Origin of the sequence: Pseudomonas sp. BN505, from assembly GCF_029873175.1 — a bacterium.
GTDB lineage: Bacteria > Pseudomonadota > Gammaproteobacteria > Pseudomonadales > Pseudomonadaceae > Aquipseudomonas > Aquipseudomonas putida.
Map to the genome: position 1 here is coordinate 49388 of NZ_SSOI01000053.1, position 23409 is coordinate 72796.

Below are 23409 nucleotides of genomic sequence, written 5' to 3' on the forward strand. Positions count from 1 at the left end.
TGGTTGGGGGCACACCCAGGCCTGTTGTTCAGGAACGGTTGATATCGAGCCACACCGCGCCGTTGGGGTACTGGTAGCGCTCCAGGGTCTCGGCATGCATTTCGATGCTGTAGCCTGGGCGTTGCGGCGGCATGTAACGCCCATGGCGGATCACCACCGGGTCGATGAAGTGCTCATGCAGGTGGTCGACGTACTCCAGTACCCGGTTGTGCAGCGAGGCAGACACGGCGATGTAGTCGAAAAGGGCGATGTTCTGCACATATTCGCACAGCCCGACGCCGCCGCCGTGCGGGCACACCGGCACGTCGTACTTGGCCGCCATTAGCAGCACGATCAGCACCTCGTTCAGGCCACCCAGGCGGGCGGCATCCAGCTGGCAGAAATCCAGCGCACCGGCCTGGAACATCTGCTTGAACATGACCCGGTTGTGGCAGTGTTCACCGGTGGCGACACCAATCGGCGCGATGCGTTGGCGAATGGTGGCGTGGCCGAGGATGTCGTCCGGGCTGGTCGGCTCTTCGATCCACAGCGGCTCGAAGGCGGCCAGGCGGCGCATGTTGGCAACCGACTCCTCCACGCCCCACACCTGGTTGGCATCCATCATCAGGGTGCGCTCCCAGCCAATTTCGTCGCGCAGGATGCTGGCGCGGCGGATGTCTTCTTCCAGGTCGGCGCCGATCTTCTGCTTGATGTGGGTCCAGCCATCTTCCACGGCCTCGCGGGCCAGTTTGCGCATCTTCTCTTCGCTGTAACCCAGCCAGCCTGGCGCGGTGGTATAGCCGGGGTAGCCTTCGCGCAGCATCTGCGCCTCACGCTGGGCCTTGCCTGGGGCCTGGCGGCGGAGCAGGGCAATGGCTTCCTCGGGGGTGAGCACGTCTGTGACGTAGCTGAAGTCCAGGCAGCGCACCAGTTGCTCGGGCGTCATGTCGGCCAGCAGTTTCCACACCGGCTTGCCTTCGCGCTTGGCCCACAGGTCCCACACCGCGTTGATGATGGCCGCGGTGGCCAGGTGGATCACGCCTTTCTCGGGGCCCAGCCAGCGCAGTTGGCTGTCGCTGACGGTAAAACGGTGCCAGAAACCGCCCATGTCGGCGGTAATCTCTTCGAGGCTGAGGCCGACGATCAGGGGGGCCAGTGACTGCACCGCTGCCGCGCAAATCTCGTTGCCGCGGCCAATGGTGAACGTCAGGCCGTGGCCTTCAAGGCCCTCGGCGTCGGTGTGCAGCACCACATAGGCTGCCGAATAGTCGGGGGCGCTGTTCATGGCGTCGGAGCCATCCAGCGACAGCGAAGTAGGAAAACGAATGTCGCGAACGCTCAGGTGGGTAATACGTATGCTCATGGTCGACTCTTGTTCTGCTCAAGCGCTGGGAGACCTGACTGTAGGTTGTGGAGCGATACAGGCATAATCGCCAATTCTTAATCAGCGATACCGGATTCGATATGTCTCGCTTGCCAATCGACCCAACCCTGGCGCCTGCCAGCCTTGGTGCATTGAGAATCTCCAGCCGCCAGATCACGCTGCTCAATGCGCTGGGCGAGTTCGGCAACCTGCGCCGCGCCGCTGCGGCGATGCACACCACGCAACCGGCGGCCAGCCTGTTGCTGCAGCAGCTTGAGGAACGCCTTGGCGTGCGTTTGTTCGAGCGCTTGCCGCGCGGCATGCAAGCAACGCTCTACGGTGAGGTGATGATCCGCTATGCACAAAGCGCGCTGCATGAGTTCGAGCATGCCCAGGCGCAAATCGCCGAACTGGCGCGCGGGGCCTCTGGCCTGGTGCGGGTGGGCAGCGTCATGGGCCCGGTGCCGGGCGTGCTGACCAAGGCGGTACTGGCCTACAAGCGCGACCACCCCAAGGTGCGTATTTCGCTGGAAGTGGGCACCAGCGATACCTTGCTGCCCGCGTTGCTGCGCGGCGATTTCGACATGGTCGTGGGCCGCCTGCCAGACCAGAGCGACAGCCAGGACCTGAACATCGAGCTGTTTGAAGGCGGTGAGCAGATGCGCGTGATTGCCCGCGCCGGGCACCCTCTGGCGGCTGCTGTCGGGTTGCAATTGAGTGACCTGGTGGCCCTGACCTGGATCCTGCACCCCATCGGCAGCCCGATGCGCCGCCGTGTCGAAAGTGCGTTGCAGGCCGGGGGCATGGTGCAGTCACTGGACATCGTTGAAACCGCCTCGATCCTGGCCACCACCGCCATGCTCGAAGCCTCCGAAATGATTGCGGTGGTACCCAATGACGTGGCCGAGCATTATGCCCGCTATGGCATGGTTGCCATCCTGCCGGTAGAGCTGCCGCTGACCATGGCCAACCTGGGCGTGCTGACCCTGCGCTCGCGGCCCAACTCGGTTGCCCTGGATACCTTGCTGCGCTACCTGCGGGCGCAATAACCCTGCCTTTTCACCTGCCTGAGGCCTGCTGCCGATGTCGCCGGACCTGACCCATTCCAGCTTTTGCAACTGGATCCGCTACAAGCACCTGGTGCTGATCGACACCCTGGCGCGCACCCGCAACATGCACGCAACCGCTACGCGCATGAACCTCAGCCAGCCGGCCCTGAGCAAGATGCTGCGCGATCTCGAAGAGCAGTTCGGCTTTGCCCTGTTCGAGCGCCTGCCACGCAGCATGCCGCCCACCGAGCTGGGTGAATACGTGGTGCGTTATGCCCAGGGTGCGTTGGCCGAGTCGCAGCAATTCGTCGACCAGGTCAACCGCCTGCGCAACGGCGGGCACGGTTTTATCCGCGTCGGCGGCATCTTTGCCGCCACTGCGCTGGTACTGCCGCAGGCCATTGCCGCGATCAAGGCGCGCAGCCCACTGCTGTCGATCGAAGTGGTGGAGCATTCCAGTGATCACCTGCTGACCATGCTGGAGCAGAACAAGCTCGACATCATGATTGGCCGCTTCACCGAAGAGCGCTTCAGCCAGCTGTTCGACTTCCAGCCCCTCGAACCCGAACCGTTCAGCCTGGTGGTCAACAGCGAGCACCCGCTCAACCAGCTGGAAAGCCCGCCACTGTCGGCGCTGGGCGACTGGCCGTGGGTGCTGTACCCGGTGGGCACGCCGATCCGCAACCGCCTGGAACAGGCGTTCCGTGTGGCCGGTATTGCCACGCCCGTCGACAGCGTCGAGACCATCTCCATGCCGATGTTCCTGCAGCTGCTGCAATCGGCGCCGATGATTGCCATGTTGCCGCGTTCGATGGTTGCCGCGCAGCTGGCCAGCGGGCAGTTCAAGGAGCTACGCAGCCCCTTGCATGTACCCGCGCTGGAGTATGGCGTGGTCACCCGCAAGGATGAACCGCTGAGCGCTTCGGCCCGGGCGTTTGTCGAGATTTTGCTGGAAGGCGCCAAACAGCGACAGAAGGAAGGTACGGCTGCAACTGCCTTGGACAAGACCTGATGGTTCACGGGGGTCACCTGTGGGAGCGGGTTTACCCGCGAAGCAGTCGACGCGGTGCATGGCACCGGCTGCGCCGGTGTTCGCGGGTGAACCCGCTCCCACAGGATATGTGCTGGCTTGAGCACTTGGGCAGTCTATTGGGCGATCAAGGATCACCGCCCGATCACAACTTCCGATAACCACTGGTTATCGCTTGATCGGATCATCTCATTGGGAATGCTGCGCAAGGCTTCTTACAGTGGCAACAGCCATAACAAGAAGCCCGCCGCACCGCCCTGAGAGGTCCCATGCAACTGATTGCCAAGTCCGGTGACCTTGCCGTCATCCGCCTCAACCCGCTGGACAACGTGCTTATCGCCCGCCAGGCCTTGCCGCAAGGCCTGCACCTGGATGCCGAGGCGATTACCGTCCGCCAGCCGATTCCTTCGGGCCACAAGCTTGCGACCGAACGCGTGGAGCAGGGCCAGCCGCTACGCCGTTACGGGCAAATCATCGGTTTTGCCTCGCAGGCCATCAATGCCGGCGATCACGTGCATGTGCACAACGTGCAAATGGGCGATTTCGCCCGTGACTATGCCTTTGGTGTCGACACTCGCAGCCAGCCTGGCAGCGAAGCGCAGTTCCAGGGCATCGTGCGCGCCGATGGGCGGGTTGCCACCCGTAATTACATCGGCATTCTCACCTCGGTGAACTGCTCGGCGACCGTCGCCAGGGCTGTGGCCGACCATTTCCGCCGTGACATTCACCCCGAGGCACTGGCCGACTACCCGAATATCGACGGCGTGGTCGCCCTGACCCACGGTGCCGGCTGCGCAGTAGACCCCAGCGGCGAAGCCCTTGGCTTGCTGCGCCGCACCCTGGCCGGGTACGCCGTGCACCCCAACTTTGCTGCCGTACTGATCATTGGCCTGGGCTGCGAAACCAACCAGATCGAAAGCCTGCTGGAAACCCAGGGCCTGCAAGCCAGTGCGCAGCTGCGGGCCTTCACCATCCAGGGCATCGGCGGTACGTCAAAAACCATTGCTGCCGGCATCGAGCAGGTCAAGAGCCTGCTGGCCGAGGCCAACCACGTGCAGCGCCAACCGGTCAGCGCACGGCATCTCGTGGTCGGCCTGCAATGTGGCGGCTCCGATGGCTACTCCGGCATCACCGCCAACCCGGCACTGGGCAACGCCGTGGACCGCCTGGTGGCGGCCGGTGGTACCGCCATCCTGTCCGAAACCCCGGAAATCTACGGCGCCGAGCACCTGCTGACCCGCCGCGCGGTCAGCCGTGAGGTGGGCGAAAAGCTGGTTGCGCGCATCCGCTGGTGGGAAGACTACTGCCAGCGCATGAACGCCGAGCTGAACAACAACCCTTCGGCCGGCAATAAAGCCGGGGGCCTGACCACCATCCTCGAGAAGTCCCTGGGCGCAGTGGCCAAGGCGGGCTCCAGCAACCTGGTCGATGTGTACCAGTACGCCGAGACCGTGCGTGCCCAGGGCCTGGTGTTCATGGACACCCCTGGTTACGACCCGGTCTCGGCCACTGGCCAGGTGGCTGGCGGGGCCAACCTGATCGCCTTCACCACCGGGCGTGGTTCGGCTTACGGCTGTGCCCCGGCACCGTCGATCAAGCTGGCGACCAACAACCGGGTGTTCGAACACCAGGAAGAGGACATGGACGTCAATTGCGGCGGTATTGCCGATGGCTCCACCAGCATCGAGGAGCGTGGCGCGTACATCTTCGAGCAGATGCTGCGCATTGCTTCCGGGGAACGCAGCAAAAGCGAACAGCACGGATACGGGCAGAACGAGTTCGTGCCTTGGCAGATCGGCGCCGTGACCTGATTGACCGCTCCCGCCCCGCTTACGAGATAACAACAATGACTCAAGCCACACATCACAACGTGCAAGCGCTCACCACCTTTGTCGAGCAACTGTTCGAAAAAGCCGGTGCCGATACCGAAGTCGCCCAGGTGGTGACCCGGGTTCTGCTCGAAGGTGAACTGCTCGGGCACCGTACCCACGGCCTGAACCTGGTCAGCCGCTACATCGGTGGCATGCAGCAAGGCAAGGTCAAGGCCCGTGCACAGGCACTGGAACAGGTGACGGACAGTGGCATCGCCAGCGTGTTCGATGGCCATTACCTGTTGGGGCCTTACTGCGTCAGCCGTGCCCTGGACTGCGCGGCAAAAGGTGCGACTGCGCAGGGCATCGGCATTGCGGTGGTACGCCGTGCTTCGCACATTGGCTGCCTGGCCGCCTATCTCAAGCCCTATACCGACCAGGGCCTGGTGGCCATGGTGTATTCATCGGACCCCTCGGTGGGGCTGGTCTGCGCCCACGGTGGCATCGACCCGATCTACACCCCCAACCCGATTGCTGCCGGTATCCCGACCCAAGGCGAGCCGATCCTGCTGGACGTGAGCATGTCGACCATTACCCTTGGGCTGGTTGGCCAGTGCCGCGATGCCGGCAGCCGCCTGCCGCACCCGGTACTGGTGAGCAATGACGGGCAGCTGAGCGACGACCCGGTCGATTTCTTTACCCCCCCGCAAGGCAGCATCCTGCCCCTCGGCGGCCAGGCCTTTGGCCACAAAGGCTTTGCCCTGGCGCTGCTGGTCGAAGCCCTGACGTCCGGCCTGGCCGGCCATGGGCGCAAGGATGCCCCTGAGCAGTGGGGCGCCTCGGCCACCGCCGTGGTCATCGACCCGCGCTTCTTCGGCGGCCTGGAAGCGTTCACCGATGAAACCAGCTTCCTTGGCCGACTGGTACTCGCCAGCCGCCCGCTCGACCCTGCGCGCCCGGTGCGCTTGCCTGGGCAGGCTGGCCTTGCCCTGCGCCGCCAGGCCCTGCAGCAGGGCGTGAGCCTCTCGCCACAGCTGCTGGCTGACCTTGATCGCCTGGCCGGCCAACTGCAACTGCCGGCACTTTCCCAATGATGCACAGTAAGGGTACACAGATGACTGATCGATCGAACGCCAATCAACCGCTGCCGCTGAGCCAGGATGCCAGTGTGTTCGACAGCGGCAGCTGGGTAGGGCGGGTGTGGCTGGCGGACCAGGGGCCGGCGGTGGTGCTGGTGAAAGCCGGCGCGGTCTACGACATCAGCACATACGTGGCGACTGTCTCAGCCCTGCTTGAAGTGGCCGACCCGGTCGCCTACCTGCGCGCCTTGCCGCTGGCCGAACCGCTGGTGGCGCTATCGGTGTTGCTGGACAACAGCGACCCCGCCCAGCGCGACCCGCGTCAGCCATGGCTGCTGGCGCCTATCGACTTGCAGGCGGTGAAGGCCGCTGGCGTAACCTTCGCCACCAGCCTGCTGGAACGTGTGGTGGAAGAGCAGGCCAAGGGCGACCCGGCCAAGGCCGATGCCATCCGTGACACCCTGGCCAGCCGCATCGGCGCCGACCTGTCGCAGATCGTGCCCGGCTCGGCGCAGGCCGAAGCGCTGCGCAAGGTGCTGGTGGAGCAGGGCCTGTGGTCGCAATACCTGGAAGTGGGCATTGGCCCGGATGCCGAGGTGTTCACCAAGGCCCAGCCGCTGTCGGCGGTTGGCCACGGTGCCGATATCGGCATCCACCCCAAGTCCAGCTGGAACAACCCTGAGCCGGAAGTGGTGCTGGCAGTGTCCAGCGATGGCAGCATCAAGGGGGCGATGCTCGGCAACGACGTTAACCTGCGCGACTTCGAAGGGCGTAGCGCCTTGCTGCTGTCCAAGGCCAAGGACAACAATGCCTCCACCGCACTGGGCCCGCTGTTGCGCCTGTTTGACGAAAGCTTCGGCCTTGACGATGTGCGCAACGCCGAAGTGGACCTGCGGGTTGAGGGCGAGGACGGTTTCATCCTGGCTGGCCGCAGTTCCATGCGCCAGATCAGCCGCGACCCGCAAGACCTGGTGCAGCAAACCCTCAACGAAAACCATCAGTACCCCGACGGCATGGTGCTCTTCCTCGGCACCCTGTTCGCCCCCAAGCAGGACCGTGACCAGCCGGGCAATGGCTTTACCCACAAGCCGGGTGATGTGGTGACCATCAGCAACCCGCAACTGGGTACCCTGTGCAACCGCGTGACCACCAGCGACCAGGCACCGCAGTGGGCGTTTGGCCTGCGCGCGTTGATCGACAACCTCGGCCGGCGTGGCCTGCTGGAGGTTGCAGCTACCGCCCGCCAGCCTTGAGCGACACGCTGCGCAAGGGAGGGGCGCAGGAACATCGATGGATCGCCAAAGCGCTGACAGCGCGGCAACAATAATAATAAAGGTCGACACATGAACCCTATGAAGAAGTACCAGCGCATCACCGTTGTGTTCCTGCTGTTGATCGGCATCGTCAACTACCTGGACCGTAGTGCGCTGTCGATCGCCAACACCTCCATCCAGAAAGACATGATGATCAGCCCGTCGCAGATGGGCATCCTGTTGTCGGCGTTTTCCATTGCCTACGCCTTTGCCCAGTTGCCAATGGGCATGATCATCGACCGCCTGGGCAGCAAGGTCGCGCTCGGCGCCTCGCTGCTGGGCTGGTCGGTGGCCCAGGCGGCGTTTGGCATGGTCAACAGCTTTGCCGGTTTCATGGGCTTGCGGGTGCTGCTGGGGATTGGCGAGGCACCCATGTTCCCGTCGGCGGCCAAGGCCCTGTCGGAGTGGTTCGATGCCAATGAGCGCGGCACGCCGACCGGCGTGGTCTGGTCGTCGACCTGCCTCGGCCCGTGCCTGGCGCCGCCCTTGCTGACATTGTTCATGGTCAATTTCGGCTGGCGTGGCATGTTCATCATTACCGGCGTGATCGGTATGGTGCTGGCGGTGTGCTGGCTGACGTTCTACAAGAGCAAGGCGCGTTACCTGGCGGAACTGGAGGCCGAAGGCAAGCCGCTGCCAGCGGAACACAAGGCGCCTGTGGCCTCGGTGCAAACGCCGAAGGCTTCGTACTTCGCTGGCTGGCTGGACCTGTTCAAGCACCGCAGCACATGGGGTGCCGTGCTGGGTTTCATGGGTGTGATCTACATGCTGTGGCTGCACCTGACCTGGTTGCCGGGCTACTTCGAGCGTGAACACGGCCTGGACCTGTACAAGACCGCCTGGGTCGTGTCGCTGGCCTACGGCTTTGGTGCGGCGGGTACAATCGTTGCCGGGCGCTTCTGCGACCGGCTGGTGAAGCGTGGCATGACTGTGCTGGGTAGCCGCAAGTTCAGCGTCATTACCGGCCTGGTGCTGGCGGCGCTGTTCACCTTGCCGCTGTCGTTCGTCACCGGCCTGACAGGCTGCGTCATCCTGCTGTGCCTGGCACTGTTCAGCATCAACATGGCCAGTGCCACTGCCTGGATGATCGTCAATACCATCGTGGACAGCCCGCGCGTGGCCTCGTTTGGCTCGATCCAGAACTTCGGTGGCTACATTGCCGGCTCCGTGGCGCCGATCGCTACTGGCTTCAGCATCCAGTACTCGGGCTCGTTCACCACAGCGTTCATGATCAGTGCGGTGGTGGCATTGTGCTCGGCGGTGGCGTACTTCCTGTTGCTGCAGGCGCCGATTGGCAGTGCCAAGGACGAAGCAGGGGAGATGACTGGAGCGACTGAGCAGGCATAAATCCTGGGGGCTGCGAAGCAGCCCCAAGCGGATCGTTGATCGTGACGCGATCCACGGCTCTTGTCAGGCATGGTTATCTGTATGTATAAACAGTGCCTGTTACCGCAACCTGACCTCCGCCAGTGATCGCCCATTCCGTCGACGACCCGTTCTACTACCTGCATAACTTCCGCCAGGTAGTGCTGTGGGTCGAACAGCGCTACCAGGACCTGCTCGATGACCAGGAACTGGCCTTCATCCGTGCCTTCAATCAACTGCAAGCGCCAACCCAGGCCTTGATGGTGCGCATGGTCATGCGCAAAGGCGAGCTGTTTCGCAGCGACCGGCTCGACTACGCCGAAATCGGCGATACGGCGCTGGCGCTGCACCCTTTGCAGAAGCTCGGCTGGGTGCGGGAACCCGAGCAACTGAGCCTGGAACAGCTGTTCGCCTTGCTGCGCAAAGACGAACTGGCCCGCTGCTTCGCCCTGCAACTGAGCCGCCCGCGTGCCGCCAAGCATGAGCTGTTGGCACAGCTGCAACCGCTGGGGCTGGTGGCCCGGTCACTGGCCGAATGGTTTCCCGACAGCGAGGTGCGCATCCTCCAGTGGTGCCTGCAACCTTTGTGCGACCGCATGCGCCTGTTGTTCTTCGGCAACCTGTACCAGGACTGGTCAGAGTTCGTCCTCGCCGACCTCGGTGTGTTGCGTTACGAGCAGGTGCCATTCAGCACGGGCTCGCGAGCCCTGCAGCAACGTGCCGAAGTCGACCTGGCCATGGCCTTGCACCAGTGCGCCGAGCGGCTGGAGCAGGGCGACGAACCCGTGTCGATTCTGGGTACCCTGCAGGGCCTGCACAGTGACAACCCGTGGCTGGCCCGCCGCCATGCGCGCCTGCAGTTCGCCCTGGGCCAGCAATGCGAGCGCCTGGGGGAGTGGGGCCAGGCCATGGCAGTGTACGGCCAGTGCAGCCATGCCCAGGCACGCATTCGCCAGGTGCGGGTGCTTGAGCGCACTGAGCAGTGGCCCCAGGCCCATGCGCTGGCACTACAGCTCGCGGCGGCACCGGCTAACGCGCTGGAAGTGCAGGCACTGGAACGGATGCTGCCACGCCTGGCGCGCAAGCTCGGCGGCCCGCCACAGCGGCGCCAGCGTGCCACACCGCTGGAGCTGATCGAGCTCGAGCTGCCCCGCGAGTACGCTGCGTTGGGTGTGGAGGAAGCTGTGCGTCAACACCTGGCGCAAGAGGGCGGCCAGGCGCATTACGTGGAGAACACGCTGTTCAACAGCCTGTTTGGCCTGTTGTGCTGGGAGGCCATCTTCGCCCCTGTGCCTGGCGCATTCTTCAACCCGTTCCAGGCCGCGCCACAGGACCTGCACGACAGTGACTTCCAGCAGCGGCGCAGTGCGCTATTCGATCTTTGCCTGGGGCGGCTGGACGATGGCAGCCATCGTCAGGCGATTCTCGAGTGCTACAAGGGCAAACAGGGCCTGCAGTCGCCGTTCGTGTTCTGGTCCATGCTCAGCGAGGAACTGCTGGAACAGGCCTTGGCTTGCTTGCCGGCTGCCCAGCTGAAACAGTGCTTCCTGCGCTTGTTGCAGGACATTCGCAGCAACCGCGCTGGCATGCCCGACCTGATCCAGTTCTGGCCCGAGCAGGGCCGTTACCGCATGGTCGAGGTCAAGGGGCCCGGTGACCGCTTGCAGGACAACCAGCTGCGCTGGCTTGAGTTCTGCAGGCAACACGGCCTGCCCGTTGCGGTGTGCCATGTGCGCTGGAGCGAAACGCCTTGAGCTACAGCGTGGCGGTGCGTGCCTTGTGCGAGTTCAGCGCCAAGGTCGGCGACCTGGACCTGCGCTTTACGCCGTCGCCCACCGCCCAGGAGGGCATCGAAGGGCATCAGCGGGTAGTGGCACGGCGTGCTGCGGGCTACGAGTCGGAAATCACCCTTGAAGGCCAGTTCGAAACCCTCAGGGTGCGAGGCCGCGCCGATGGTTATGACCCTGGCAGCAATCGCCTGGAAGAGATCAAGACGCACCGTGGCGATCTGGCGCGTCAGCCGGCCAATCACCGCCAGTTGCACTGGGCCCAGGCCAAGGTCTATGGCTGGTTGATGTGCCAGGCACGGCAAGTGCCAGCCATCGAGGTGGCGCTGGTGTACCTGGACGTGGACAGCGATGACCAGACGCTGTTCAGTGAGCACTACACGGCTGCTGAATTGCGGGCTTTCTTCGAAACCCAGTGCCAGCGCTTTCTGGGTTGGGCCCAATTCCAGCAACGGCGTCTGGCCGAGCGTGACCAAGGCCTTCAGGGGCTGAGCTTCCCCTATCCACAGTTCCGCCAGGGCCAACGGCAGCTGGCCGAAACCTTGTACAAGGCGGTAAGTACCGGGCGTTGCCTGATGGCCCAGGCCAGCACCGGCATTGGCAAGACCCTTGGTACCTTGTTCCCGCTGCTCAAAGCCATGGTGCCGCAGCAGCTGGACAAGCTGTTCTTTCTCACTGCCAAGACCCCGGGCCGGGCGCTGGCCCTCGATGCCATGAGCCAGATCACCGATGCCACGCCACAACCTGCCTTGCGCACCCTGGAGTTGATCGCCCGCGACAAGGCCTGTGAGTACCCCGACAAGGCCTGTCATGGTGAATCCTGCCCACTGGCCGCAGGCTTCTACGACCGTTTGCCGGCAGCGCGTGAGGCTGCGGCAGCACTGCCTTTGCTTGACCGTGCCAACCTGCGCGAAGTGGCCTTGGCGCATCAGGTTTGTCCGTATTACCTGGGGCAGGAGATGGCGCGCTGGGTCGACGTGCTGGTCGCTGACTACAACTACTACTTCGATGCGCATGCCTTGCTGTTCGGCCTCACTCAGCTCAACCAGTGGCGCGTGGCAGTACTGGTGGACGAAGCGCATAATCTTGTCGAGCGTGGGCGCAGCATGTACAGCGCCACCCTTGACCAAGGGCAGCTGCTGGCCCTGCGTCAGAGCAAACCGCCTGGGCTGGTCAGTGCGCTGGACCGCCTTAACCGGCAGTGGAACGCCCTCTATAAAGAACAGCGCGCGCCTTATCAAGCCAGCGAGTCGCTGCCAGACGGCCTGCTGCGCGCCCTTCAGCAATGCATCGGGCTGATTCAGGAGCAGATCAACCAGACGCCTGCGCAAATGGACCCGCAGGTGTTGCAGTTCTTCTTCCAGGCCTTGCAGTTCAGCCGGGTTGCCGAGCTGTTCGATGAGCACTTTCTGTTCGACATCAGCCAGCGTCAGGGCCCGCGCAAGCGTCGGCTGGCTACTCTGTGCCTGCGCAATGTCACCCCGGCACGCCTGTTGGCCCCGCGCATGCAGGCGGCCCGCAGCGTGACACTGTTTTCCGCCACGTTGAGCCCGCGGCATTTCTACAGCGACTTGCTGGGCATGCCGGCCGATACCGCGTGGCTGGAAGTGGCTACGCCGTTTCGCGCAGAGCAGCTGGAGGTACGGATTGCCAGCCAGGTGTCCACCCGTTACCAGCAGCGCCACGCCTCCCTGGCGCCGATCGTCGAGCTGATTGCCCAACAGTACGAGCGCATGCCGGGCAACTACCTGGCGTTCTTCAGCAGCTTCGAATACCTGCAGCAAGTGGCCGGTCTGCTGGCCGAGCGGCATGGGCAGATTCCGCTGTGGGCCCAGGAACCGGGAATGGACGAGGCGGCCCGCCAAGGGTTTCTTGAGCGCTTTGTCGCCGATGGCAAAGGCGTGGGCTTCGCCGTACTGGGCGGTGCGTTCGGCGAAGGCGTGGATTTACCAGGTACCCGGTTGATCGGCGCGTTTGTCGCCACCTTGGGTTTGCCGCAGGTCAACCCGGTCAACGAACAGTTCAAACAGCGGCTGGGGCAGCAGTTTGGGGCGGGCTTCGATTACGCCTACCTGTACCCTGGAGTGCGCAAGGTGATCCAGGCGGCGGGCCGGGTTATCCGTGGTGACCAGGATCGAGGCGTGCTGGTATTGATAGACGAACGCTTTGCCGAACCCCGCGTGCAGCAGATGTTTCCGACATGGTGGCCGGCAGCCATCCTCTAGCAATCCCTGTCTCGCGCTGCCACAAATGAACGCGTCAGCCGGGCATGCCGTCTGTCTGGGCTACAGCAGGAACGATGGGTTGCACTTGCCATGGGCGATCCTCGGTTCGTTCGGTAGGCTTCAATTGGGGTAAGATTACGAACCGTGCCAGTTGCAAAGCTCTTGAATATCAAGGTGATGGCACCGTTCAGGGTCCTGATGGCATGCGCGCTTGCCGGTCATTGGGACTTGTTCGCAGCTCGTTTTGACTCGCTTGAGCGTTTGCCGGTTCGCTGCCGGCGACCGCTTCGCTACAGGATTCACCTTTTGTCCGATCTCTCGAAAAATGCGCTGCTGCAGTACATGGCCCGTCTGGCCCCATCCAGCCAGCAAACCATGCGCTACATCCTTCAGGACGCCGCCGACCGGCTGGGCTTTGTCGACTGCAATGTCGTCGACGTGCCCTGGCATCGGCTAGAGCCCGGCCACGTGATCGCCTTGGTGTCGGCCCTGCGTGCCGACGGTTACGCGCCCAACAGCTCGTCGCTGTACGTCAACGCCATTCGCGGGGTGATGAACGAGGCCTGGCGCCAGGGCCTGATCGACCATGAGCAGCTGTTGCGCATTCGCGAGGTCAAACCGGCCACTGGCAGCCGCCTGCCGCCAGGGCGCAACCTGCGCCGCAGCCTGATTCGCGAACTGATGGATGTGTGCGCATCCGACCCGCGGCCGCAGGGGGTACGCGACGCGGCGATCATCGCCTTGCTGTACGGCACCGGCATGCGCAAGTCGGAGTCGGTGGACATCGATCTGGCCCAAGTCGATTTCGAGGCGCGCAGCCTCCAGGTGGTGGGCAAGGGCAACCACCAACTGATCAAGTACGCCCCGCCATGGGCGTTCGAAAAGCTGCAGGCGTGGCTGGATTTGCGCCGCCAGGACCTGCCAGCCGGGGCAGAAGACGACTTGTTCCTGTTCAACCGTATCCGCCGCGGTAGCCACATTACCCGGGCGCGTATCACCAAGCATGCGATTTACTACATTGCCCGCCAGCGCGGTGCGCAAGTGGGGGTGAAAATCATGCCGCACGACTTCCGCCGGGCGTTCATCACCCGGGTGATCGAAGAGCATGACCTGTCGATTGCCCAGAAGCTGGCGCACCATGTCAACATCCAGACCACAGCCATCTATGACCGGCGTGACGACAACGAACGTAGGCGTGCGGTCGACCGTTTCGATTACTGAGGTTTGATGTTTTGGGGCCGCAACGCGGCCCTTCGCGGGCACGCCCGCTCCCACAGGTATAACACGGGCCTCCAGGCGCAGATCAACCTGTGGGGGGCGTGCCCGCGAAGGGCTGCAAAGCGGCCCCTTTTGCACTTATGCCGGCACCGAAACAGGGCCAACCTCCGCCCCCGCTTTGTGCGCCATCCCCTCGTATGCCCGATGCCAGAGCGGCCCTGGCGAAAGTTTCATTTGCCTTCACCTGCGGAGTTGGCCCGCAACCTGCTATATCCAGCCTGCGAATTTGATCGAGTGGTCAGGCCGCGCGTGCTAGCTGCTGCCCGCGCCGGACCCTCTAAACGGCCAGCAGGCCACGGATTTCAGGGGCCGCAGGATGTCGCTCGCGGAGCAGATCGAACAACAACAAGACGATGCAGGCTGGAGCGCCCACCTGCAGTTGCGCTTTGTCAGGCGCGAGGATGTGACCCGCCTTGGTGCGCGTAGGCATTTCGGACCTCTTTTGGTGCAGCGGCCTTTCTACCCGGAAGGTGCACCGTGCCATGTCTATGTACTGCACCCGCCGGGTGGCATCGTCGCCGGCGACCGCCTTGACCTGGATATCCATCTGGAACCCGGCAGCCATGCGCTGCTGACCATGCCCGGTGCCAGCAAGTTCTACCGCAGCATCGGCCCCACCGCGCGGCTGACCCAACGTTTTCAGCTGGCCGCCGGCAGCACCCTGGAATGGCTGCCGCAAGACAGCATCTTCTTTTCCGGCGCCCGCGCCAGCCTGCACAGCCGTTTCACCCTCGAACCCGGGGCGCGCTTGCTGGCCTGGGAAACCCTGTGCCTGGGGCGCCCTGTGATGAACGAGCGTTTCGAGCAGGGCGCTCTGGACAGTCGTTTGCACATCCAATTACCCGACGAAGTCGGCCTGCATGAACGCCTGCGTATCGAAGGCGGGCGCCTGGACAAGCTTGGCGGCCACCCGCTGCTTGCGACGTTTTGTGCGGCACCGGCCGACCAGGCGGTGCTGGAGCAGGTACGTCCACTGCTCGACGAACTGGCCAACCCGGCCGGCGCGACCCTGCTGGGGTCGTTGCTGGTTATCCGTGTGCTTGACCATGACAACCAACACCTGCAACGCACCCTGCAACGCCTGTGGCATGTGCTGCGCCCGGCCGTCCTCGGCCTGCCAGCCTGCCCACCGCGTATCTGGGCTACCTGAGAGAGCGCCATGGAGCTGACCCCAAGAGAGAAAGACAAACTGCTGCTGTTCACTGCCGCATTGCTGGCGGAACGGCGCCTGGCCCGTGGCCTTAAGCTCAATTACCCGGAGGCCGTGGCGCTGATCAGTGCTGCCGTACTGGAAGGCGCCCGCGATGGCCGCACCGTTGCCGAACTGATGAGCCAGGGGCGCGAAGTGCTGACCCGCGAGCAGGTGATGCCCGGCATCGCCGAGATGCTCCACGACGTGCAGGTCGAAGCGACCTTCCCGGATGGCACCAAGCTTGTGACCGTGCATGACCCCATCGTCTGAAACAGCCCAGGAGCCCCGCATGATCCCAGGTGAAATCCAGGTCGCCGCTGGCGATATCGAGCTGAACAGTGGCCGCGAGACGGTCAGTGTCAGTGTGGCCAACCACGGCGACAGGCCGGTGCAGGTCGGCTCGCACTACCACTTCTACGAAGTCAACGACGCGCTGGTGTTCGACCGTGCGCCAACTCTGGGTTTTCGCCTGGATATCCCGGCCGGCACCGCCGTGCGTTTCGAGCCGGGCCAGGCACGCACCGTGCACCTGGTTGCCTACGCCGGCAAGCGTGAAGTCTATGGCTTCCAGGGCAAGGTGATGGGCCCGCTGGAGGGCAGGGTATGAGCCGCATTTCCCGCCAGGCCTATGCCGACATGTTCGGGCCCACCGTGGGCGACCGTGTGCGGCTGGCCGACACAGCGTTGTGGGTAGAGGTGGAGAAGGACTACACCATCTACGGCGAAGAGGTGAAGTTTGGCGGTGGCAAGGTCATCCGCGACGGCATGGGGCAGGGCCAGATGCTGGCCGCCCAGGCCATGGACCTGGTGCTGACCAACGCCCTGATCATCGACCACTGGGGTATCGTCAAGGCCGATATCGGCATCAAGCACGGGCGAATCGCAGTCATCGGCAAGGCCGGCAATCCGGATGTGCAGCCTGGCGTCAACGTACCGGTGGGCCCCGGCACCGAAGTGATCGCGGCCGAGGGCAAGATCGTCACCGCCGGCGGTGTCGACTCGCATATCCACTTCATCTGCCCGCAGCAGGTGGATGAGGCCCTGAACAGCGGAGTCACTACCTTTATCGGCGGCGGCACCGGGCCTGCCACCGGCACCAATGCCACCACCTGCACGTCCGGCCCCTGGTACCTGGCGCGCATGCTGCAGGCCGCCGACAGCCTGCCGATCAACATCGGTCTGCTGGGCAAGGGCAATGCCTCGCGGCCAGACGCGCTGCGTGAGCAGATAGCGGCCGGTGCGGTGGGCCTGAAGCTGCACGAGGACTGGGGCTCGACCCCGGCGGCTATCGACTGCTGCCTGGGCGTGGCCGAGGAAATGGACATTCAGGTAGCGATCCATACCGACACCCTCAACGAGTCCGGTTGTATCGAAGACACCCTGGCGGCCATCGGCGACCGCACCATCCATACCTTCCACACCGAAGGTGCCGGTGGTGGTCACGCGCCGGACATCATCCGCGCTGCGGGGCAGGCCAACGTGCTGCCATCCTCGACCAACCCGACCCTGCCGTACACGGTAAACACCGTGGACGAGCACCTGGACATGCTCATGGTCTGCCACCACCTGGACCCGAGCATCGCCGAGGACGTGGCCTTTGCCGAATCGCGCATCCGCCGCGAAACCATTGCTGCCGAGGACATACTTCACGACATGGGCGCCTTTGCCATGACCTCGTCTGATTCCCAGGCGATGGGCCGGGTTGGCGAAGTGGTGCTGCGCACCTGGCAGGTTGCCCACCAGATGAAGCTGCGCCGTGGGCCTTTGGCGCCAGACACGGCCTACAGCGATAACTTCCGGGTCAAGCGCTACATCGCCAAGTACACCATCAACCCGGCGCTAACCCACGGCATCGGCCACGAAGTGGGCTCGTTAGAGGCAGGCAAGCTGGCCGACCTGGTGCTGTGGTCGCCGGCGTTCTTCGCGGTCAAGCCGGCCCTTGTGATCAAAGGCGGCATGATCGTCACCGCACCCATGGGCGACATCAACGGCTCCATCCCCACGCCGCAGCCGGTGCACTACCGGCCGATGTTCGGCGCCCTCGGTGCCGCGCGACATGCCACGCGCATGACCTTCCTGCCCCAGGCGGCAATGGACCGTGGCCTGGCCGAAGAGCTGAACCTGCGCAGCTTGATTGGCGTAGTCAACGGCTGCCGCCGGGTGCGCAAGCCGGACATGGTCCACAACACCCTGCAACCGCTGATCGAGGTTGATGCGCAGACCTACCAGGTGCGCGCCGATGGCGAATTGCTGGTATGCGAGCCTGCCAGCGAACTGCCGCTGGCCCAGCGTTACTTCCTGTTTTGAAGGAGCACCCATGATTGTCTTGAACCGCCGTATCACCGAAACCGGCACGCTTGCTGTAAGCGGCACCGTCACCCTGGACGTGGACAGCCGCATCAAGAGCCGCCTGCGGGTAACCCTGGACGATGGGCGCGAAGCCGGGCTTATGCTCGAGCGCGGCCACCTGTTGCGTGGCGGTGAACTGCTTGCCGATGCCGAAGGCAGCCAGCTGATTCGCGTACTGGCGGCGCCCGAGGCTGTGTCGACGGTGCGCTGCGCCGACCCGCACCTGCTGGCCCGCGCGGCCTATCACCTGGGTAACCGCCACGTGCCGCTGCAGATCGAGCCTGGCCTGTTGCGCTTCCAGCATGACCATGTGCTGGACGACATGCTGCGTGGCCTGGGCCTGACGGTAGAAGCGGAACAGGCACCATTCGAGCCTGAAGCGGGGGCGTACCAGAGCGCACCGCACGGCCACAGCCACGCCCACGGCCACGATCACCCGTTCGTGCGACTGCCTGCCCATTCCTGAACTGCCTCGGAGCAACCTATGAAAAAGACGTTCGCCGTGTTTCTGCTGATGCTGGCCCTGCCAGCCTTCGCCCACCCTGGCCATGACAGCAACCCGCTGCAGGACGGCCTGCTGCACCCGCTGACCGGCCTTGACCACCTGCTGATGCTGCTGGGCACCGGGGTACTCGCGGCATTGACCGGGCGCAGCCTGACACTGCCCCTGGCAACCCTGGCAGCGATGTTTGGCGGGGCAGTGTGTGGCCACCTGTTTGGCGACGTGCTGGGCATGGAAACCTTGATCGCCCTGTCGCTGCTGGTGGCTGGCGGGGCGGTATTGCTGCCGAGCCGTCAGTTGCTGCTGGCCATGGCCATGCCGGTGTTCGCCCTGTTCCATGGCTGGGCCCATGGCGTAGAAGCCACGCCAAGTGCGTTTTGGCAATTCAGCGCCGGCTTTGTCGCGGTCAGCGGCCTGCTGTTGGCGGCGGGCTTTGCGGTCGGTTGCCTGTTGCGCCGTCACAGTGGCCTGCAGAAGGCCTTTGGCGGTGGCTTGCTGGCCGGCGCCGCGCTGGTGCTGGCCGGTTGATGGACAGCGACATGGCATTGCTGCGCCTGCTGCAGCTGGCCAGCCCCGGCCTGCCGGTGGGGGGCTTCACCTACTCGCAGGGCCTGGAGTGGGCGGTGGAGGCGGGCTGGGTAAAAGGCGTGGACGGTTTCGCTGCCTGGCAGCGCGAGCAGGTCGACGACACCCTGGCCTGCCTCGACTGGCCGCTGCTGGCGCGCCTGTACCACGCTTGTCAGGTCGAAAATGCCGAGACGTTCGCCCACTGGAGCCGCTTCCTGTTGACCAACCGAGAGACCACCGAGCTGCGCCTTGAAGAGCAACAACGTGGCGCGGCGTTTGCGCGGCTGCTTGATGGCTGGCAACTGGGCCAGGCCCCGGCCTGGCGCGCCAGCCTTGAACTGACTCAGCTGGGCGGTATGGCCTGGTTGGCAGTGCACTGGGCAATTCCGCTGCGCCAGCTGGCCCTTGGCTATGCCTTTGCCTGGTTGGAGGGCGCGGTCATGGCCGGGGTCAAGCTGGTGCCTTTCGGCCAGCAGGCTGCCCAGACCTTGCTGCGCGACCTGAGCACCGGCTTGCCCGCGGCCCTCGACCAGGCATTGGCCCTGGGCGACGACCAGATCGGTGGCGGCCTGCCATTGCTGGCCATTGCGTCATCACGTCACGAAACCCAATACACCCGTTTGTTCCGTTCCTGAGGACTGCCTTCATGCAAAGCTATCAACAACCCCTGCGCGTCGGTGTCGGCGGCCCGGTCGGCTCTGGCAAGACTGCACTGCTGGAAGCGCTGTGCAAGGCCATGCGCGACCACTATCAGATCGCCGTGGTGACCAACGACATCTACACCAAGGAAGACCAGCGCATCCTCACCGAGGCCGGCGCCCTGGAGCCCGAGCGCATTGTGGGCGTGGAAACCGGCGGCTGCCCGCATACGGCGATCCGCGAAGACGCCTCGATGAACCTGGCGGCCGTCGAGGCGCTGGCGCGCAAGTTTGGCAACCTGGAGGTGATCTTCGTCGAAAGCGGCGGTGACAACCTCAGCGCCACGTTCAGCCCGGAGCTTGCCGACCTGACCATCTACGTGATCGACGTGGCCGAAGGCGAGAAGATCCCGCGCAAGGGCGGCCCAGGCATTACCAAGTCGGACTTCCTGGTCATCAACAAGACCGACCTGGCCCCTTATGTAGGGGCTTCGTTGGAAGTGATGGAGCGCGACACCCAGCGCATGCGCCCGCAGCGGCCGTGGACCTTCAGCAACCTGAAGAAGGGTGAGGGGTTGCAGGCGGTGATTGATTTCATCGTCGAGCGCGGGATGCTGGGTGTGCGCTGCTAAAGAGCTGACAGCCATGCGCGGTCTGTGTAGGAGCGGCCTTGCGCCGCGAAAGGGCTGCAGAGCAGCCCCAAGATCGCAAATTCAACACAGATTGCCGGGGCCGCTTTGCGGCCCTTTCGCGGCACAAGGCCGCTCCTACAACGACCGTGCCTTGCCTCGATCATCTGTGGCAGCAGGGTGGCTTGTCTGGCTGCCCTTCATAGCGATCATGGTGCCGCACCCAGTCCATGGTTCCGCTTTCGTTGCGCCCCAGTGGCGCAATGTCGAGGAAGTTGTAGGTATTGACCAGAATGTCCAGCCCGCGGGCATAGGTCGAGTAGGTGTGGTACACGCTGCCATCCGCTTCGCGGTAGAACGCGCTCAAACCGGGCAATTCGCTTTCACTGCCCTCATACGGCTCATAGTTGTAATGCCGCTCACCCGCGCTGCCGACACTGACGCCAAAGTCTTCGTTGAACCCGCTGCCGTGTGACGAGTACCAAGGGAACTGCCAGCCCATGCGCCGGCGGAACGCCTGGAACTCGGCGTAAGGTGCCCGCGATACCGCCACCAGCGACACGTCGTGGTGAGCCAGGTGCAGGTTGGCACCGTCAAAATGGTCGGCCAGGAACGAGCAGCCGGGGCAGCCTTCGCTCCAGCCCTCGACGAACATGAAGTGGTAAAGCAACAACTGGCTGCGCCCCGCAAACAGGTCGGCCAGGCTCAGCCCGCCCTCCGGCCCCTGAAACTGATAGTCGTGCTCGACCTTGACCCAGGGCAGGGCGCGGCGGGCTGCGGCCAGTGCGTCGCGGTGGTGGGTAAAGGCTTTTTCGTGCAGCCACAGTTGCTGGCGGGCCGCCAGCCACTGGCTCCGTGAAACCACCGGGTGCCTGCTTTCGCTTGTGCTCATGGTGCTGTCTCCACGCTGGGGGATTCACACACTAGTCGAGCACGCTCAGGTCGAATCGACAGGCACCGGTGGCCGGCTGATGAGCGGTCAGGCGCTCAGCCCGAATGGGCGATATGCCCCTCGGTCAGTTCATCCGCTGGGTCTTCCTCGCCGGGCAGCGCGGTGATCACGCTGAAGTCACTGACCTCCACCTTGCCGCCGCCGTAGCCCAGCAAGTGGAAGGAAAACGCTTTGCGCTCGGTCGGGTTGTCAAAGCTGAACTCCATTTCCAGCGGCTCGTCGGCGGTGACCTTCACTTCAGCAGGCAGGCCCAACGGTACATCCTGCTCCAGTTGCTTGGCCTTGAGCTGGATGTAGGCGACACGCTTGGGGTCCAGCGAGCGAACCTTGACCCGCACCCGGGTATGCGAGCCTTGCGGCATTTCCAGGTACTGGGCGCCGATCAGGTTGTCAGCCCAGTCATCGTTAATACGCTTGCGCAACTTGATCGGCGAAGGGCCGCCGAACTGGTAGCGCAGGTTGAGCGGGGTTTGCAGCAGTGACTGGTCGAGCACCCCGGCCAGGGCCCCGATCTGCTGGCCGAGCAGGCTGTCGCCCGGGCCCAGGTAGCGGGCCTGATCGGCAATGAAGCCTTCGCTGGCGTACCGTCGGCAGCGTTGCTGGAAGTCACACTCTGTGAACACGCCCTGGCCGTTGTGGTAACGCAGCATGCCGTTGGTGTAGGAAATCATCTCGCGGCCGGTGTCGTAGTCGCGGTACAGCGAGCGGCCGCCAAGCGCCATGGGAATGGGTAGCGCAAAGTAGTCGAGCACGGAGGTGGCCAGGTCGATATGGCCATAGGTGCCGCGTTTGATACCCGGCAGCTGCGCCTGCTCCGGCGCCAGGGTGAGGTTGAAGCCCCAGGACGAGGCCAGACGCACGCCGTCGATACCATGGGACTCGTCTGAGGTCACCACCACCAGAGTGTCCTTGAGTACGCCCTGGCGTTCGAGGTTGTCGAGGAAGGCCCCGAGCGCGTCATCCAGGTAGGCGACCGCTGCCTGTTTTGGCGTGTCATAGCGCTCCAGATATTCGGCTGGCGCGGAGTACGGCTGGTGGGTACCCACGGTGAGCAGGGTCAGCATCCACGGTTTGTCTTGTTTCTGTAGCTGGCCGACGTAGTCCAGGGCACCTTCGAAGAAGGCGCGGTCATCCTTGCCCCAGGGGAAGTCCAGGTAGTTCTTGTTGCGGAACCACTCCAGGCCATGCACCGAGTCGAAGCCGATATGCGGCATGATGCGGTCCTTGGCCATGAAGCGCAGGCCGGCACCTTGCAGGTAGTGGGTGGTGAAGCCGGCCTGGCGCAGTTGCGCTGGCAGGCAGGCCTGGTTGCGTTCGTTCTGCGTCAGCAGCTCCACGCCCTTTGGCGTGCCATTGGCCAGCTTGTCGTAATCACCGCACAGCATCGCGTACAGGCCGCGGATGGTCTGGTGGGTATGCAGCACATAATCCGGGGTATTCATGCCCCGCTCGGCCCATTGACTGACCTTGGGCATCAGATCTTCGTCAAAGCGGCTGTGCAGGGCCTGGCGGTTGGGCCGCAGGTAGGCACCAGGGATGCCCTCCACGGTGATGACCAGCAGGTTGCGAGCGCTGCCTGGCCCGGCCAGCAGCCGCTGCCCGTGCAGGTCGGATTGGGTCAGGCCGCTGCTGGCCAGCGGTGTGAACGTTTGCGTACGGCCCATCCAGCCTTCGAGCGTGCGCTCCAGGCTGCCGACCCCGGCTGACATCAGTTGGTGGGTGAGGTTGTATTGGCGCCACTGGTCGGCGTCGGTAGGTGCCAGCTGCTGGCTACCCCAATGGGCACCAAACAGCGCTACCGGAATGGCCCAGGCCGTACGTGGCAGCGGTATGCTGCGCTGGCTGCGGCTGCGCCAGGCGGTGCCTAGCCACGCCAGCAGGCCGGCACCCATGGTCAAGGGCAGCCAGGCGTGGGCCAGCCCGCCACCGGTTGAATTCTCCATGAACTGCGGGTCGACCAGGTAGGTCAGGTCGGCGCTGGTGGGTAACCGGCCCACGGCGCTTACCAACTCGGCTGAAGCCACCCACAGGGCTGCCCAGGCCAGCAGCACGGGCAGGGCCAGCCACCATGGCCGACGGTTCAGCAGCACTATCAGCAGGCTGCCAAGAGCGAGGTCGGACAGGTATCCGAGCGGGTTGGACCAGCCCAGCATGGCGCGCGTACCCAGCGGGATCACCAGTACCAGGGTTGCCAACGCGGCAAGCCGGGTACGTGGGTGGTCTGACAGGTTCTTCACAAAAACTTCCCTTTTGCCATTAAATCGTCATGCATCTGTGCTTGATGATAACAGGCCGGGGAAG

General features: G+C 64.1%; 20 protein-coding genes. 17 read left to right on the top strand and 3 right to left on the bottom strand.

Annotated features, from left to right (window positions below; genetic code table 11):
- Positions 1-28: 28 nt before the first annotated feature.
- The gene (locus E8E78_RS17985) at positions 29-1342 is read right to left on the bottom strand and encodes an L-fuconate dehydratase (RefSeq protein WP_059395586.1); all 1314 of its coding nucleotides are present in this window, start codon (positions 1340-1342) and stop codon (positions 29-31) included.
- Between the two features lie 101 nt (positions 1343-1443).
- Here E8E78_RS17985 and E8E78_RS17990 point away from each other — a divergent pair, with 101 nt between their 5' ends.
- The 17 genes from E8E78_RS17990 (at position 1444) to ureG (ending at position 20159) form a co-directional block, all read left to right on the top strand.
- Positions 1444-2391 (top strand): LysR family transcriptional regulator, encoded by a 948-nt coding sequence (locus E8E78_RS17990; protein WP_049273231.1) that lies wholly within the window; start codon positions 1444-1446, stop codon positions 2389-2391.
- A 34-nt stretch (positions 2392-2425) separates the two neighbouring features.
- Positions 2426-3403, top strand: coding sequence for a LysR family transcriptional regulator (locus E8E78_RS17995; RefSeq protein ID WP_016500047.1), 978 nt, complete (start codon positions 2426-2428; stop codon positions 3401-3403).
- A 287-nt stretch (positions 3404-3690) separates the two neighbouring features.
- Positions 3691-5232, top strand: coding sequence for an altronate dehydratase family protein (locus E8E78_RS18000; RefSeq protein WP_016500046.1), 1542 nt, complete (start codon positions 3691-3693; stop codon positions 5230-5232).
- 35 nt (positions 5233-5267) lie between these two features.
- Positions 5268-6326, top strand: a complete 1059-nt coding sequence (locus tag E8E78_RS18005; RefSeq protein WP_280313891.1) for an Ldh family oxidoreductase — start codon at positions 5268-5270, stop codon at positions 6324-6326.
- 20 nt (positions 6327-6346) lie between these two features.
- A complete protein-coding gene (locus E8E78_RS18010; RefSeq protein WP_059395508.1) occupies positions 6347-7564 on the top strand; it encodes a fumarylacetoacetate hydrolase family protein in 1218 nt (405 codons plus the stop codon).
- Positions 7565-7663: 99 nt separating this feature from the next.
- Positions 7664-8971, top strand: coding sequence for an MFS transporter (locus E8E78_RS18015; RefSeq protein ID WP_049273226.1), 1308 nt, complete (start codon positions 7664-7666; stop codon positions 8969-8971).
- A gap of 122 nt (positions 8972-9093) precedes the next feature.
- The gene (locus E8E78_RS18020) at positions 9094-10743 is read left to right on the top strand and encodes a VRR-NUC domain-containing protein (protein ID WP_049273225.1); all 1650 of its coding nucleotides are present in this window, start codon (positions 9094-9096) and stop codon (positions 10741-10743) included.
- Entirely contained in the window at positions 10740-13001 is a 2262-nt protein-coding gene (locus E8E78_RS18025) for an ATP-dependent DNA helicase (protein ID WP_059395507.1), read from the top strand. The genes E8E78_RS18020 and E8E78_RS18025 overlap by 4 nt, the downstream gene beginning before the upstream one ends.
- Before the next feature lie 306 nt (positions 13002-13307).
- Entirely contained in the window at positions 13308-14222 is a 915-nt protein-coding gene (locus E8E78_RS18030; RefSeq protein WP_049273223.1) for a tyrosine-type recombinase/integrase, read from the top strand.
- 373 nt (positions 14223-14595) lie between these two features.
- Positions 14596-15429 carry an urease accessory protein UreD gene (locus tag E8E78_RS18035; protein ID WP_049277668.1) on the top strand — a complete coding sequence of 278 codons (834 nt, stop codon included), beginning with the start codon at positions 14596-14598 and terminating at the stop codon, positions 15427-15429.
- A gap of 9 nt (positions 15430-15438) precedes the next feature.
- Positions 15439-15741 (top strand): urease subunit gamma, encoded by a 303-nt coding sequence (locus tag E8E78_RS18040; RefSeq protein ID WP_016486440.1) that lies wholly within the window; start codon positions 15439-15441, stop codon positions 15739-15741.
- A gap of 19 nt (positions 15742-15760) precedes the next feature.
- Positions 15761-16078: an urease subunit beta gene (locus E8E78_RS18045; protein ID WP_016500038.1), complete on the top strand. Its 318-nt coding sequence runs from the start codon at positions 15761-15763 to the stop codon at positions 16076-16078.
- A complete protein-coding gene (ureC, locus tag E8E78_RS18050; RefSeq protein WP_280313892.1) occupies positions 16075-17778 on the top strand; it encodes an urease subunit alpha in 1704 nt (567 codons plus the stop codon). Before E8E78_RS18045 ends, ureC begins: the two co-directional genes overlap by 4 nt.
- Before the next feature lie 10 nt (positions 17779-17788).
- Positions 17789-18286, top strand: coding sequence for an urease accessory protein UreE (ureE, locus tag E8E78_RS18055; protein WP_016500036.1), 498 nt, complete (start codon positions 17789-17791; stop codon positions 18284-18286).
- An 18-nt stretch (positions 18287-18304) separates the two neighbouring features.
- Positions 18305-18850 carry a HupE/UreJ family protein gene (locus E8E78_RS18060; protein ID WP_049277665.1) on the top strand — a complete coding sequence of 182 codons (546 nt, stop codon included), beginning with the start codon at positions 18305-18307 and terminating at the stop codon, positions 18848-18850.
- Complete coding sequence (locus tag E8E78_RS18065) at positions 18850-19524, top strand: urease accessory protein UreF (protein WP_049277664.1); 675 nt, start codon at positions 18850-18852, stop codon at positions 19522-19524. The genes E8E78_RS18060 and E8E78_RS18065 overlap by 1 nt, the downstream gene beginning before the upstream one ends.
- Positions 19525-19535: 11 nt before the next feature.
- Complete coding sequence (gene ureG / locus E8E78_RS18070) at positions 19536-20159, top strand: urease accessory protein UreG (RefSeq protein WP_049277655.1); 624 nt, start codon at positions 19536-19538, stop codon at positions 20157-20159.
- A 160-nt stretch (positions 20160-20319) separates the two neighbouring features.
- Here ureG and E8E78_RS18075 read toward each other — a convergent pair whose 3' ends face one another.
- Together E8E78_RS18075 and E8E78_RS18080 are read right to left on the bottom strand one after the other, a co-directional pair.
- Positions 20320-21048 carry a thioredoxin family protein gene (locus E8E78_RS18075; protein WP_049273403.1) on the bottom strand — a complete coding sequence of 243 codons (729 nt, stop codon included), beginning with the start codon at positions 21046-21048 and terminating at the stop codon, positions 20320-20322.
- 95 nt (positions 21049-21143) lie between these two features.
- Positions 21144-23345, bottom strand: a complete 2202-nt coding sequence (locus E8E78_RS18080; protein ID WP_049273404.1) for an LTA synthase family protein — start codon at positions 23343-23345, stop codon at positions 21144-21146.
- Between the last annotated feature and the right edge of the window lie 64 nt (positions 23346-23409).

Bases quoted from the DNA above. Each gene is read 5' to 3' on its own strand.
- E8E78_RS18000 (WP_016500046.1), top strand. From the start codon at position 3,691: ATGCAACTGATTGCCAAGTCCGGTGACCTTGCCGTCATCCGCCTCAAC.
- E8E78_RS18015 (WP_049273226.1), top strand. From the start codon at position 7,664: ATGAAGAAGTACCAGCGCATCACCGTTGTGTTCCTGCTGTTGATCGGC.
- ureG (WP_049277655.1), top strand. From the start codon at position 19,536: ATGCAAAGCTATCAACAACCCCTGCGCGTCGGTGTCGGCGGCCCGGTC.
- E8E78_RS18075 (WP_049273403.1), bottom strand. From the start codon at position 21,048: ATGAGCACAAGCGAAAGCAGGCACCCGGTGGTTTCACGGAGCCAGTGG.
- E8E78_RS18040 (WP_016486440.1), top strand. From the start codon at position 15,439: ATGGAGCTGACCCCAAGAGAGAAAGACAAACTGCTGCTGTTCACTGCC.
- E8E78_RS18005 (WP_280313891.1), top strand. From the start codon at position 5,268: ATGACTCAAGCCACACATCACAACGTGCAAGCGCTCACCACCTTTGTC.
- ureE (WP_016500036.1), top strand. From the start codon at position 17,789: ATGATTGTCTTGAACCGCCGTATCACCGAAACCGGCACGCTTGCTGTA.
- E8E78_RS17985 (WP_059395586.1), bottom strand. From the start codon at position 1,342: ATGAGCATACGTATTACCCACCTGAGCGTTCGCGACATTCGTTTTCCT.
- E8E78_RS18065 (WP_049277664.1), top strand. From the start codon at position 18,850: ATGGACAGCGACATGGCATTGCTGCGCCTGCTGCAGCTGGCCAGCCCC.
- E8E78_RS18045 (WP_016500038.1), top strand. From the start codon at position 15,761: ATGATCCCAGGTGAAATCCAGGTCGCCGCTGGCGATATCGAGCTGAAC.
- E8E78_RS18035 (WP_049277668.1), top strand. From the start codon at position 14,596: ATGTCGCTCGCGGAGCAGATCGAACAACAACAAGACGATGCAGGCTGG.
- E8E78_RS18010 (WP_059395508.1), top strand. From the start codon at position 6,347: ATGACTGATCGATCGAACGCCAATCAACCGCTGCCGCTGAGCCAGGAT.
- E8E78_RS17995 (WP_016500047.1), top strand. From the start codon at position 2,426: ATGTCGCCGGACCTGACCCATTCCAGCTTTTGCAACTGGATCCGCTAC.
- ureC (WP_280313892.1), top strand. From the start codon at position 16,075: ATGAGCCGCATTTCCCGCCAGGCCTATGCCGACATGTTCGGGCCCACC.
- E8E78_RS17990 (WP_049273231.1), top strand. From the start codon at position 1,444: ATGTCTCGCTTGCCAATCGACCCAACCCTGGCGCCTGCCAGCCTTGGT.
- E8E78_RS18060 (WP_049277665.1), top strand. From the start codon at position 18,305: ATGAAAAAGACGTTCGCCGTGTTTCTGCTGATGCTGGCCCTGCCAGCC.